This window comes from Arthrobacter sp. P1_D4, from assembly GCF_056406115.1.
In genome coordinates, this window is record NZ_JBFUAU010000011.1 from 182,641 (window position 1) to 194,984 (window position 12,344).

At 68.0% G+C, this 12,344-nt stretch carries 12 protein-coding genes; 3 read left to right on the forward strand and 9 right to left on the reverse strand.

Annotated elements, in window-relative coordinates; translation table 11 throughout:
- Positions 1–53: 53 nt before the first annotated feature.
- Entirely contained in the window at positions 54–962 is a 909-nt protein-coding gene (locus AC1D0A_RS12740; protein ID WP_476943219.1) for a metallophosphoesterase, read from the reverse strand.
- A 534-nt stretch (positions 963–1,496) separates the two neighbouring features.
- Here AC1D0A_RS12740 and AC1D0A_RS12745 point away from each other — a divergent pair.
- The 3 genes from AC1D0A_RS12745 (at position 1,497) to AC1D0A_RS12755 (ending at position 3,147) form a co-directional block, all read left to right on the forward strand.
- On the forward strand, positions 1,497–2,048 hold the full coding sequence (locus AC1D0A_RS12745; RefSeq protein WP_028275465.1) for a YceI family protein: 552 nt from the start codon (positions 1,497–1,499) through the stop codon (positions 2,046–2,048).
- Positions 2,049–2,190: 142 nt separating this feature from the next.
- Positions 2,191–2,604: a YccF domain-containing protein gene (locus tag AC1D0A_RS12750; RefSeq protein ID WP_028275466.1), complete on the forward strand. Its 414-nt coding sequence runs from the start codon at positions 2,191–2,193 to the stop codon at positions 2,602–2,604.
- Positions 2,605–2,673: 69 nt separating this feature from the next.
- On the forward strand, positions 2,674–3,147 hold the full coding sequence (locus tag AC1D0A_RS12755; protein ID WP_243180640.1) for an SRPBCC family protein: 474 nt from the start codon (positions 2,674–2,676) through the stop codon (positions 3,145–3,147).
- A 34-nt stretch (positions 3,148–3,181) separates the two neighbouring features.
- Here AC1D0A_RS12755 and AC1D0A_RS12760 read toward each other — a convergent pair whose 3' ends face one another.
- From AC1D0A_RS12760 to AC1D0A_RS12795, 8 genes are all read right to left on the reverse strand, one after another.
- Positions 3,182–4,051, reverse strand: a complete 870-nt coding sequence (locus AC1D0A_RS12760) for a DUF4031 domain-containing protein (protein WP_476943218.1) — start codon at positions 4,049–4,051, stop codon at positions 3,182–3,184.
- Between the two features lie 118 nt (positions 4,052–4,169).
- A complete protein-coding gene (locus tag AC1D0A_RS12765) occupies positions 4,170–5,507 on the reverse strand; it encodes an FAD-binding oxidoreductase (protein WP_476943217.1) in 1,338 nt (445 codons plus the stop codon).
- 176 nt (positions 5,508–5,683) lie between these two features.
- Positions 5,684–6,175 (reverse strand): carboxymuconolactone decarboxylase family protein, encoded by a 492-nt coding sequence (locus tag AC1D0A_RS12770; RefSeq protein WP_243180643.1) that lies wholly within the window; start codon positions 6,173–6,175, stop codon positions 5,684–5,686.
- 597 nt (positions 6,176–6,772) lie between these two features.
- A complete protein-coding gene (locus tag AC1D0A_RS12775; protein WP_476945964.1) occupies positions 6,773–7,798 on the reverse strand; it encodes a glycerate kinase in 1,026 nt (341 codons plus the stop codon).
- Positions 7,799–7,802: 4 nt separating this feature from the next.
- Entirely contained in the window at positions 7,803–8,735 is a 933-nt protein-coding gene (gene kce, locus AC1D0A_RS12780; protein ID WP_028275471.1) for a 3,5-dioxohexanoate:acetyl-CoA acetone transferase, read from the reverse strand.
- Between the two features lie 99 nt (positions 8,736–8,834).
- The gene (locus AC1D0A_RS12785) at positions 8,835–9,599 is read right to left on the reverse strand and encodes an SDR family oxidoreductase (protein ID WP_243180646.1); all 765 of its coding nucleotides are present in this window, start codon (positions 9,597–9,599) and stop codon (positions 8,835–8,837) included.
- Positions 9,600–9,682: 83 nt separating this feature from the next.
- Positions 9,683–11,002 (reverse strand): MFS transporter, encoded by a 1,320-nt coding sequence (locus AC1D0A_RS12790; protein WP_476945965.1) that lies wholly within the window; start codon positions 11,000–11,002, stop codon positions 9,683–9,685.
- A gap of 167 nt (positions 11,003–11,169) precedes the next feature.
- Positions 11,170–12,228, reverse strand: a complete 1,059-nt coding sequence (locus AC1D0A_RS12795; protein ID WP_476945966.1) for a LacI family DNA-binding transcriptional regulator — start codon at positions 12,226–12,228, stop codon at positions 11,170–11,172.
- Between the last annotated feature and the right edge of the window lie 116 nt (positions 12,229–12,344).

Below are 12,344 nucleotides of genomic sequence, written 5' to 3' on the forward strand. Positions count from 1 at the left end.
CGGCCTACCGTCGGATGCGCCGCCGCACTCCTGAGCCGGAATGCCGCAGCAGATTACCGGTGGAGGGTAAAGGAATCCGAGAAGCTGTAGCCGTCGGCGGGAATGAACCGGGCGGCAAGTTCATCCGCCGTCGCCATGACGTCCAAGGTCCCAAAGGCCGGGTCCTGGTTCTTTCCGGATGTGCTGGCGAAGTAGCGCATCTCCGGGTCCTCGGACCGGACGTTGTAGAGTCCGACGCCGCCAACGCCGACGGTGGCGAACACGGTCCCCGAGCCCTGGGCCATGGCGTCATCGGTATCGGCCAGGCATGCGGAGGCGAAGGTCGCGGGAACGAGTTCCGCGCAGCCTCCGCCCGTGGCCAGTTGATGCGTCCGCTGATAGACGTGGTCGTGGCCGGACAGGACCAGGTCCACCTGCTTTTCGATCAGCATATTCGTGAAGTCCTGCCCCGCCTGGCAGTCGTAGTTGCCGACGCTCAGGCACGGGGTATGCATGCCCACCACCGTCCAGGGGATGTTCTGCGATTTGGCCTCGTCGATGGCGTCCGCAGTCCAGCGCCAGCGTTCGCTGTCCCTTGAGTAGTCCAGCGGCTCCCCGCCACGGAAATCGATGCCGGGGGAAACCATGATGAAGCGGACAACCGGATTCTGCTCGGGGACATCGAGGCGCCATTGGACGCCGTATTCGCCCTGGAGGCCGGGCATCCTGTTGGGCAGGCACTGGACATACTTCTCGATGTCGCCATCCCGGCCGTCACTCTCGTGGTTTCCGGTCACCAACTGGTACGGGAAGTTCTCGCCGAGACGGGCGGTGACCATGTCGCAGAACTCCTGTTCGAGCCCGGCCTTGTATGCGAAGTCGCCCAGCGCCAGGTTCAGGTGGGGCTTGAGGCCGGCAACGGCGTCGAGCACTTTCTTGGCGCCCGAGCCTACGCCGATGTCACCTTGGGCGGTGAAGTGCACGGGCTCCCCGGCTGACGGCGCGGCAGACGACGACGGCGGTGCGGTGGATGGCGGTGGGGACGACGGCGCGGGGGACGACGGCGTGCCGGGGCTGGGGCGCGGTGCGGGTTCCGGCGGCCCGGGCTGGCAGGCGGAAAGCAACAGACCCAGGCTCAGCAAGCCAGCGCAGATACCCGCCTTGCCACGTTTCCCCAGGGACCTGGCCACGATTCCTCACATCATTTGGTTGATCAGGACTGTGTGAATAGTTCTGCGAAATTCGGTGATTGCCCGGCATTTATAGGCCAGAGTAACCCGGCCGTGGAGCGAAGGCCAGAGAACGCCTCGGCCCGGACAGCTGGATCCGCCGCCGGAAATCCCGCCGCCGCCGCGCGACGCCGCCGCCCGGCGTGGCCGCTGGCGTGTTGCGTGCCGCGTGTCCCGCGTCAGGGCCGGTGGGACCTAGCCCGGGACGGGCTTCCTCGTTAGCATGCAGAGTGGGGAATACCCCGACCGCCCGCGGGACAGGCCCGCCACCGCTTGAAGGAGACCGTTGTGACTCTGCCCGAAGGTTTGACCCCCGGAGTGTGGACATTGGACATGTCCCACAGCGAAATCGGTTTCAGCGTCCGCCACGCGGGCATCAGCAAGGTCCGCGGCCGGTTCAACGAGGCCTCCGCCGAGGCAAGGGTGCGCGAGTCGCTGGCGGACGCAAGCCTGCACGCCACGGTCAAGACCGCCAGCTTCGATTCGGGCGACGCCAACCGCGACGGCCACGTCCGCGGCCCGGACTTCTTCGACGTTGAGCAGTTCCCCGACATGACTTTTCGGGCCACCGGGATCCGGGGTGAGGGGGAAGACTATGTGCTGACCGGCGAGCTCACAATCCGTGGCGTCACCAAGCCGGTGGAGCTCGAAGTCGAGTACACCGGCGTGGCGGTGGACCCCTTCGGCGCCACCCGGGCCGGATTCAGTGCCGAGGCGGACATCAGCCGGAAGGAATTCGGCCTGACGTGGAACGCCGCCCTTGAAGCGGGCGGCCTGCTGGTCAGCGACAAGGTCAAGATCAACGTTGAGGCCGCCATGGTCAAACAGGCCGATACCTAAGCACCGACGAGGCGGGCCCAACCCGGCCGGGCACCCGTGGACCGGGCTCGTGGAAACCTGTCCGGGGTTGGGCGCGAAAATCAGGGATCTTTCCGGGTAAACCACTGATCCGAATGTCACTCCTACGGGCGAGAATTAATCCATGAAGACACTCCTGAACATCATCTGGCTGCTCTTCGGCGGCCTGTGGCTTGCCTTGGGATATTTCCTGGCCGGCGTCGTCTGCTGCCTGCTGGTCGTCACCATTCCGTGGGGCCTGGCCTCGTTCCGCATCGCGTCCTATGCCTTGTGGCCGTTCGGCCGCATGGTGGTGGACAAGCCCGGCGGCAACGGCATATTCACCCTGGTGGGAAATGTCATCTGGCTGCTTGTGGCCGGGATCTGGATCGCGATCGCACACGTCGTTACGGCCTTCGCCATGGCCATCACGATTATCGGCATTCCGCTGGCGATCGCCAATCTCAAGCTCATACCCATCTCGCTGATGCCGCTCGGGAAACAAATCATCCCGAGCAACACCCCGTATGTGACCGCCTACAGCCCCGGCCGGCGCTAGGCGGCGGCAGCGCAGCCAGCAGGCCGGGGGACTTCACCTGTCAGTTCAAGCAATCCGAGGGAGAGGACCATGAGCCAACCGGCAAACGGCGAAACGGACCTCATGCTGGTCATTGTCCGCGAGTTCAGGGCGCCGATCCACGGCGTGTGGTCGGCTTTGACGGACCCGGACCAGGCTCCGCAGTGGTGGGGTCCGCGCGGCTTCCACGTCCCGCGTGAGAGCGTCGACGCGGACCTCGAAGTCGGCGGCCTGTACCGCGCCTGCATGATCCAGGACAGTACCGGGCAGCAATTCTGGTGGAGTGGGGTGCATACCGATGTCGAGCCGCCGCACCTGTTCATGTTCACCCATGCCTGGGACAAGCCGGACGGCACCCGCGGCTTCGAGACCGAGGTGACGATCCGGTTGGAGGAGATCGACGGCGGCACGCAGATGACCTTCACCCAGGGGCCGTTCGACTCTGCGGAAAGCCGCGACCGCCATGGCGAAGGGTGGCGCGAGTCGTTCGACCGGCTGGCGAATCACCTCAGCGTGGCTGCCTGAGCCGCCGGTCTCCGGTGGGAGGCCGGGGCACCGCTCACGCGAGTTCGCCCTGCAGGTTCCGGCGGGCCGCGTCCAGCCACAGTGTCCGGCCACGGTCGGTGTGGAAGAGCGGATCGAGCTGCAGCAGCTGGCGGACGACGGCGGCGCGGCCGGCGGCGAAGTCGGCGTCGCCGATGTGCGCGAAATCTTCCCTGACGGCGGCGAGGTAGCGGGCGTAGGCCTCCGGTTCCCCGCCGAGGACGGAGAGGTCGGCGTCGCTGAGCAGGGCGCCGTCGTCGTCTCCGGGCTCCGGACAGTGGTCGGCCGTCAGCAGCACCAGGCGCACCACTTCGTCCACCTCGGCGGCCGGGAGACCGGCATGCCGGAGCCGGTCGTCGGCCAGCCGCGCCGACTCTTCCTCGTCCTGGCCTGCCACGCCGCGGTAGACGGCGTCGTGGAACCAGGCGGCCAGCAGCACGGTGCGGGGCGGATCGGCCGGATCGCACAGCACGTCCAGGGCTTCCAGCACCGCCAGCAGATGGGTGCGGCCGTGGTACTTCCGGTGTTCCTCGCCCCAGCGGTCCAGCAGGTCCAGGAAGAGGGCGTCGTGGCCCGCCAACGCCTGGTTCCAGCGGTTCAGGAGCGGAACCCGGAGGGCCTTGCCGCGCCGTCGGGCCGGGATCCGCAACCCGCTGGCGATCAACTTTCGGACGAGGACCCGGCCCTCCACAGGAATGGCGCCGGCCGCCACCAGGGCCTCGTATCGGGACTCGGCGACGTCGTAGTGGTCGCCGTCGAACGCTCGCCTCGGGATGCCGGCGGCTGCGGCGAAGGCGTGCAGTTCCGCCAGCGACGTGTCCGAGACCAGGTGGGAAAAGTGGGTTCCGTGGGCAGGCCAGAGCGGCGGATCGACGTAGACGGCCATGGTGGCAGTCTAGCCCCGACCGCGGACACGCGCGGCCCGGACTGCGGGCACCGGTGCGGCACCGGGCGGCCACCGCCGTCGGGGTCATGCCGCGACGGCGGGGCCACCGCCGTTGTGGTCACGCCGCGACGGCGGGTCGGATGTTCTGGTTGCCGCGGAACACGTTCCCGGGATCAAACTCAAGTTTCACTTCTGCCAGCCGGTTGTAGTTTTCGTCGCCGTAGGCCGCGCGGATCCGGGCCTGGCCTTCGTCGCCGATGAAGTTCAGCCAGACGCCCCCGGTCGCGTAGGGGGAGATGTCCTGGCGGAAGCGTTTGACCCATGCCTTCGCGTCCTGCCCGCCCTGCGGCGTGTCGCCCAGGCCGAACGGGTGGCTCACCCAGCTGGCGGTCCGGTTCAGCAGCGGGGTGGCCGCGGCGGCCGGCCCGCTCACCGCCCCGCCCCAATGGGCGATCAGTTGCTGGGAGCTTGGTCCCGGGAGGTTCCGGGCCGAGTCGATGATGACGTCCAGGGCGTCGTCGGAGAGATCGTCGTGATAGTCGGCGCTCCAGTAGTTGTACTTGCCCGGCGGGTCGTCCAGGGAGCACTGGAAGTCTGCGTAGCCGGTATCTTCCACCAGGTCCACAACAGGGCCCAGTTCCCGGTATGCCTTGGCATGTTCTTTGCCTTCCTCGGCATCCCCGGCGAAGACATACACGACGTATACCGCCATCTTGCCCACCATGGCCGCGGGCACGAAGGGTTCCGCCGGTGCAATCCCGTAGATGAGGGTGGCGGACTCTTCGTTGGGAGCCGCGGAGGCCAGGTCCCGGTATCCGCGGCTGAGTTCCGGGGCTGCGTCCCCGGGCCACATCAGCACCCCGGCATGCACGCTTGGCCCCAGCTGATGCAGGCCGAACGTAAAGGAGGTGGCGACGCCGAAGTTCCCGCCGCCGCCGTGAAGGGCCCAGAAGAGTTCGGGATTCTCCTGGGCGCTGGCCGTCACCTGCTCGCCGGTGGCGGTGACCAGATCGACGGAGACGAGGTCGTCGCAGGCGAAGCCGAAGGCGCGCTCAAGCCAGCCGGACCCGCCCCCGAGCGTGAAACCCGCGAGCCCGGTCGTGGAGACCCGCCCGCCCGTGATGGCGAGGCCGTATTCCTGGGTGGCGCGGTCAAACTCGCCGCAGGTGAGGCCCGCGCCCACCGTGGCAGTGCGGGCCTCCGGGTCCACCCGCACGGATTTCATCGGACGAACGTCAATCACGAGGCCGCCGTCGTTCATGGACATGCCGGCTACGGAATGGCCGCCGGCCCGGACGGCGACTTCGAAGCCGTGTGTACGCGCGTACGCCAACGCCTCGGCCACCCCTTCAGGGCCGGCGCACGGGGCAATCACGGCCGGATGGCGGTCGATCATCGCGTTGAAGAGTCTTCGTGTTTCGTCGTATTCCGGGTGACCCGGCCTGACCCACCTCATGGCAGTGCTCCCTCGGTGACCGCAGCTCCGCCCCACTTTTCGAGCTTACGACTGCACGCCAGTTGTGGCTATGGCTCATTGCTTGGCCAGCCGCACACCGCCGGCGCCTTAGCCGCGGACACCTGTCCGCCGACCGGGTGTTCTGGCGCGGGCGGCTGGCGGGAGTGGACGGTGGGTTAGCCGCGGGCGTCGCGGACCGGGTGCTGGCTGACGATGGAAACCCGGTTGAACGCGTTCATCGTAATCGCCAGCCAGCTGACGGCGGAAAATTCTTCGGCAGTCAGGTGCCGCCTGGCCTGTGCGCCTTCGTGGTCGCGGGCATGGGCGTCAGAGATAGTGGTGATTGCCTCGGCCAGCGTCAGGGCTGCGCGTTCCTTTTCGGAGAACAGAGTGGTGTCGCGCCATGCGGGGAGGACGGCCAGGCGCTGGGCCGACTCGCCGTTCTTGACGGCATCGCCCACGTGCATGTCCAGGCAAAAGGCGCAGCCGTTGATCTGCGAAATGCGGACATTGAGCAACTCGATGAGTGTGTCGTCCAGCCCGGCCTCGACGGCGGCTTCCTTGGCTTTCAGGCCCAGCCCGTTGAGTGCGCGCCAGGCAGCGGGGTGAGCCTTGTCAAGGAATATGCTCCGGTGCCCGGGATCCTGCGGTGCCGTCGTGTCATTCATGGGTTCCACAATACCGACGGGCCTCGGCACGGCCCGGAGCGGCGTGTGACAATTCTGTCAAACCTGTGACAAGCTTTGGGGGTGGGAGTGTTTGGTCCGGCGGCCGGCTCCTTGGGGGACCCAGCCGCCGSACCGCTCCTTCTGAGCCCGGACTTTCGGGCAGCTACTTCCGAGCCGGGCTACTCCTTCCGAGCCGGTCCAGGTTTCGCGCCACCGAGCTCCGCTAGGCCGGGCTTCACGGAGTTGGTTTGCGCAAGTTGTCGCTGGGGGACATGTCCAGTTTTCAGCCAATCGTGCGGCCGCGGGAGGACATGTCCAGTGGTCACGTCCGGCTGCGGGGGACATGTCCAGTCTTCAGATCCGGGGATGAGCACAAAGGGCGTATGTCCACTGGCACGGGGCAGCAGAGGGCATGCCCGGTGGTCACACGTGGCGGGGATGGACATGTCCAGTTTTGGGCAGTTTTGCGGAGCACGGGAGGACATGTCCAGTGGTCACGTCCGGCTGCGGGGGACATGTCCAGTCTCCAGGTCCGGGGATGGGCACAACGGGAGTATGTCCACTGGCGCGGGCCAAGGGAGGACATGTCCCGCGGACTCACAGGTGAGCAGGCGCGGCAGGAGCAGCACCAGCAGCATGGGAAGCCGCCGAAGCCGCACGGGCCAGTCCCGCCCCCGCGGCCTGCATGGCTGCCGGATCTCCGGCCACGATGATGCGGGCAAAGCTGTCGGCGTAGTCGCCGAGGTCCGGATCCACCGATCCCACCACCGCGTACACCGGCGTGGTGCCGGCACGGGCCAGGATGGCACCGATGATCTTCCCCTGGCCGGTCTGGGAATCCAGCCGGCCCTCGCCGACCACCACGGCGCTGCTGGCAGCCAGTTGCGCGTCGAAGCCCAGCAAATCCAGCACATAGTCCGCCCCTGACACCAGGCGGGCGCCGTAACGGGCCCACATTCCGCCGGAGAAGCCACCCGCCGCCCCGGTCCGGTCCACCAGCCGGGGATCGCGGCCGTAGTCCCGGGCGAACTCCGCCGCGAGCAGCTCGAGTTTGTGTGTCAGCAGCTCAACAGCGGCGGGCCCGGCTCCCTTATGCGGCCCGAACACGCGTGCGGCGTCGGAAAAACGCGTCGTGACATCGCTCAGGATCACCAGCTCGGCGCTGCGGAGCCCGCCGCGTTCCTCGATCGCGGCGATGGCGCCGGCCCCGCCGTCGGTGGTGGCCGAGCCCCCTGCCGCCACCACGATGCGGCGTGCGCCGTGCCGGGCGGCCTCCGCGATCATGACGCCGGTGCCGTACGTGCTCGCCGTCAGCGGGTCCCGGCCGCCGGCGGACGGCAGGTTGAGGCCGCTCGCGCCGGCCAGTTCGACGACGGCGGTCCCGGTGGCGGTGAGCCCGACCGCCGCCTCGACGGGTTCGCCCCACGGCCCGACCGTGGTGACAAGGACGGGCCGGGCGTCCAGACCGCGGGCGAGGGCCTCGGTGGTGCCCTCGCCGCCGTCGGCCACGGGCAGCTCGCGGGCCGCCGCGCCGGCCGAGCGGATGCCGGCCGCGATATGCCCGGCCACCTCGGCCGCCGTGAAGGTACCCTTGAAACTGTCCGGGGCCACCAGGATGCTCATCGGCTCAGAACCCTACGTTTTCCCGGCCCTTGAGCTGCAGCATCTGCCGCGCCTCGTCGGGGGTGGCGACCTCAAAGTTGAGGGCTTCCAGGATGGTGCGGATCCGGGTGACCTGTTCGGCGTTGGACGCGGCGAGCTGGCCAGGACCGATCCACAGGGAATCCTCCAGGCCCACCCGGACGTGGGAGCCCATGGCGGCGCCGATCGTGGCGAGCGGCATCTGGTTCCTGCCGGCGCCCAGGATGGACCACTCGTAGTCCTCGCCGAGCAGGCGGTCCGCCGTGCGGCGCATGTGCATGAGGTCCTCGGGGTGCGCGCCGATGCCGCCGAGCAGGCCGAAGACCGACTGGACGAACAGCGGGCCCCTGGCCAGCCCGCGGCCGTGGAAGTGCGCGAGATTGTTCAGGTGCGAGATGTCGTAGCACTCGAACTCGAAGCGGGTGCCGTTCTGGTTGCCGATGCCCAAGATGGTCTCGATGTCCTGGAAGGTGTTCTTGAAGACGAGGTCGCGGCTCTTTTCGAGCCCTTCGCGCTCCCAGTCGTGGCCGAACTCGGTGAAGCGGTCCAGCATCGGGTAAAGCCCGAAATTCATCGAGCCCATGTTGAGGGAGGCAAGCTCCGGCTTGAACAGCGCCGCCGGCTGCATCCGCTCCTCGACGCTCATGTGCGGCGAGCCGCCCGTGGTGATGTTGATGACGGCGTCGGTGTTGCGCTTGAGCTTGTCCAGGATCGGGGCGAAGTGCTCGGGGTCCTGGGAGGGGCGGCCGTCCCTGGGGTCGCGGGCGTGCATGTGGACGATCGCGGCGCCTGCCTCGGCGGCGCCGATCGCGGCGTCGGCGATCTCGTCGGGGGAGACGGGCAGGTGCGGGGACATGGACGGGGTGTGGATGGCGCCGGTGACGGCGCTGGTGATGATGACCTTGCGGGCAGCAGCCATGGGAATGTCTCCTTGGTGGGCAGGGCGGGGCAGTGTGGGTGCGGGGCGGGCGGCGGCCTGGGGCGGACCGGCTCCCCAGGCAGTTCAGTTCAGTTCAGGTCAGTAGAGCTTTTCGGTGTTGCCGTCCACGGCCAGAGCCTGGCCGTGGACGTTGCGGGCCATGTCGCTGGCCACGAAGGCGGCCATGTTGGCGATGTCCTCGGCCTCGATCAGCCGGCCCAGCGAGGACTGGTTGTGGTACAGCGCGGACACCTCGTCCGCCGGCAGCTCGAGCATCCGGGCTTTGGCGGCGATGACGGAGTCGATGCGTGGGCCGTTGACGGCGCCGGGGCAGATGGCGTTGACGCGGATGCCGTCCGGGCCAAGTTCGATCGCGAGGGTTTTGGTCAGCCCGACGACGGCCCACTTCGACGCCGAATAGGCGCTGCGGCCGGCCATGCCCAGCCGCCCGGCGGCCGAGGACAGGTTCACGATAGAGGCGCCGCTGCCCTCGCGCAGCAGGGGCAGGGCATGCTTGATGCAGAAGAACTGACCATGGATGTTGACGTCGAAGGTTGCCTTCCACGCCGCGGCGTCGAGGGATTCCAGGGGTCCGGTGGGCCCGGCGATGCCGGCGTTGTTGACGAGGACGTCGAGGCCGCCCATTTCGACCCGGACGGTGTCCATGAGTTCGCGGACCTGGCCCTCGTCCGAGACGTCGCTGACCGCGGCGAGGAGCCCGTTGACGCGGGCCTTGTCGACGGCGTCGGGGTCGATGTCGGTGACGAAGACGGTGGCGCCGAGTTCCCGGAACTTGCTGGCGATGGCAAGGCCGATGCCGTTGGCTCCGGCCGTGACGAGAATGCGCTTGGCAGTGAAATCCATGAGTAGTCCTTGCAGTGAGATGGCTTGCGGACCCGCTCCGAACGCGCGGCGGGGCGCGTCCGGAACGGGCGGTGGGAGCAGCGTCAGTGGGCGGCCGGAACAATCGCGGGCTTCTCCGTGCCGCGCTTGAGCAGCAGGGACAGCAGCGCGCCGATGACGCACATGCCCACGATGAACCACAGGCCGGAGAGCTTGGAGCCGGTGGCGTCCTGCATGAAGCCCATGACGTAGGGGCCCACGAAGCCGCCGCAGAGGCCGATGGTGTTGACGAAGGCGATGCCGCCGGCGAGGGCGGCGCCGCTGAGGCGGGTCGCCGGGTAGGTGAAGAGGATCGGCTGCAGGGCGAAGAAATTGAAGGCGGCGAGGCAGAAGCCGATCATGCCCAGCAGCGGCCCGCCGACGGCGCCGAGGGCGAAGCCGGCGACGATGCCGGTCATGGTGCCGGTGACCAGCATCCGGGAGCGGCGGCCGTCGGTGGCGAAGCGGGGGACCAGCAGGGCGCCCGCCGCGGAGAAGATCCACGGGATGGCCGTCAGCAGGCCGATCTGCAGCGGGCTGAGCTTGCCGTACGTGCCGATGATGGAGGGCAGGAAGTAGGACAGGGCGTAGACGGCGATCTGGTGGGTGAAGTAGACGCCGACGACGAGGAGGATCTGCTTGTCCTTCAGGACATCGCGCAGCAGGTGGTTGCCGGAGGCCGCGGCGCCGGCGGTCTCCTCGGCGGCGATGCGGGCCTCGAGATCGGCGGATTCCTCGGCGGTGAGGAACGTCGCCATGCTGGGGCGGTCCGGGAGCTTCTTCCAGACGACGTAGGCGAGGACACAGGCCGGGAGTCCTTCGACGAGGAACATCCACTGCCAGCCGTGCAGGCCGCCGAGCCCGTCAAAGGTCAGCAGCAGCCCGCCCAGCGGGGCCCCGACAATGTTGGCGATGGAGACGCCGAGCAGGAACATTCCGTTGGCCTTGGCGCGGTCCTTGACCACGAACCACTGCGTCAGGAAGTACATAACGCCCGGGAAGAGTCCGGCCTCGGCCACGCCGAGCAGCATCCGCATGATGTAGAAGGACCATTCGCCCTGGACGAAGGCCATGCCGGCGGAGATGATGCCCCAGGTGATCATGATCCGCATGATCCAGAACCGGGCGCCGACCTTGTGCATGATCAGGTTGGACGGGATTTCGGACAGGGCATAGGTCAGGAAGAACAGCCCGGCGCCGATGCCGTACGCGGTGGCCGAGATGCCGAGGTCGATCTCCAGCCGGTCCTTGGCCATACCGATGTTGGTGCGGTCCAGGAAGGCCATGATGTAGGCGCCGATCAGCAGCGGCATGACGCGGCGTAAGATCACGCCGTTGATTTCCTGTGGTGTGCGCATCTTCTTTGTTGCGGATACAACTGACATGGGTCGGGGTCCTTGGCTCGTTGGCGGGATAGGTGGTCAGGGAGGGCATGCGGAAAGGGCAAACGGGAGGTAGGCGGCCGCGGCAGTGCGCGCGGGGCGTGGTGCGTCAGGGTCGCGGGAACGGGTGGGGCTGGCCGCGGACGGGCCGGCCCGCGCGTGGCGCGGCCTCAGCTGTCAGGAGGCGTGCAGCCGCACGTCCGCCCGACGTGCAGGCGGTGCCGGCACACTTTCGAGGTGTAGGTGGCGGACGGGGAATCGATGCGTTTGAGCAGCATGGCGAACGCCTCGTTGGCCATTTCCTGCTGCGGTTGGACAATGCTGGTCAGGTTGATCAGCCCGGAGCGGCTGTGCGGCAGCCCGTCACAGCCAGCGACAGCGACGTCGTCCGGGATGCGAAGGCCGCGCGACAAGACGTATTCCATGACGCCGATGGCAAGCTCGTCGCTGCCGCACACCACGGCCTGCGGCGGCGTTTCGGCAGAGAAGAGCCGCTCCGCCGCCAGCCGGCCGCCCTCGTTGTTGACCCTGGTGCTGATCTTCCGGTCGCCGCTGATCGTGCTGCCCGCCGCGGCGGCTGTGCGGACAAACGCCTGTTCGCGGGCCAGGGAGGCCGTTGAGAACCGGGGGCCGATCACTGTGGCGATTTCGGTGAAGCCGTGGCTGAGCATGTGCTGCATCAGCGTGGTGGCTGCCGCGTCGTCGTCGATCCCGACGAAATCCGAGTCGAGGAAGTCCGCCCTGCGGGACAGGCACACGTAGGGGATGCGGGCCGCCCTCAGCGTGCGGAGCGCGGTGGCGTCGTCCCGGAGCGAGGCGGCCAGGATGATGCCATCGACGTTGCGGTGCGCGAGTGTCGAGGTGACCTGGGCGAGCACCTCCGGATCGTCCTGGGTAGTGGCGACGAACACTTCGTAGCCGGACTCCGCCGCGGCCGTAATGACGCCCTGCGCCCAGCGTGGAAACATCGGATTGATGATGTTCGGCAGGATCAGCCCGATGACCCGGGTCCGCTGCGGGTCGGTTGACTGCGACGGCTTACGGGGCCTGAAGCCGAGCTCGTTCGCCACGTGGATGATGTGGCGCCGGGTCTCGGGCGAGACGCCGCCTTTGCCGTTGAGGACGTAGGAAACCGCAGCCGAGGAAACCCCTGCGGCGCGGGCCACGGCAGCGGCCGAAACCGGCGGTACGGGGCCGTCGACGGTGGCGCTTATGGCGTGTTCGTGCATGTCCGGCCCTCCTTCGCGTCGGTTCGTTTTGCTGTGACCCCAGTTACAGTAAGGAGCCCGCCGATCGTTAAGCAACGTTAAGTCATTCACGCGGGCCGCGCAGGCTAAGGGCCGCC

Coding starts and splice junctions, on each gene's coding strand:
- AC1D0A_RS12750 (WP_028275466.1), top strand. CDS start 2,191: ATGAAGACACTCCTGAACATCATCTGGCTGCTCTTCGGCGGCCTGTGG.
- AC1D0A_RS12755 (WP_243180640.1), top strand. CDS start 2,674: ATGAGCCAACCGGCAAACGGCGAAACGGACCTCATGCTGGTCATTGTC.
- AC1D0A_RS12760 (WP_476943218.1), bottom strand. CDS start 4,051: ATGGCCGTCTACGTCGATCCGCCGCTCTGGCCTGCCCACGGAACCCAC.
- AC1D0A_RS12765 (WP_476943217.1), bottom strand. CDS start 5,507: ATGAGGTGGGTCAGGCCGGGTCACCCGGAATACGACGAAACACGAAGA.
- AC1D0A_RS12770 (WP_243180643.1), bottom strand. CDS start 6,175: ATGAATGACACGACGGCACCGCAGGATCCCGGGCACCGGAGCATATTC.
- AC1D0A_RS12775 (WP_476945964.1), bottom strand. CDS start 7,798: ATGAGCATCCTGGTGGCCCCGGACAGTTTCAAGGGTACCTTCACGGCG.
- kce (WP_028275471.1), bottom strand. CDS start 8,735: ATGGCTGCTGCCCGCAAGGTCATCATCACCAGCGCCGTCACCGGCGCC.
- AC1D0A_RS12785 (WP_243180646.1), bottom strand. CDS start 9,599: ATGGATTTCACTGCCAAGCGCATTCTCGTCACGGCCGGAGCCAACGGC.
- AC1D0A_RS12790 (WP_476945965.1), bottom strand. CDS start 11,002: ATGTCAGTTGTATCCGCAACAAAGAAGATGCGCACACCACAGGAAATC.
- AC1D0A_RS12795 (WP_476945966.1), bottom strand. CDS start 12,228: ATGCACGAACACGCCATAAGCGCCACCGTCGACGGCCCCGTACCGCCG.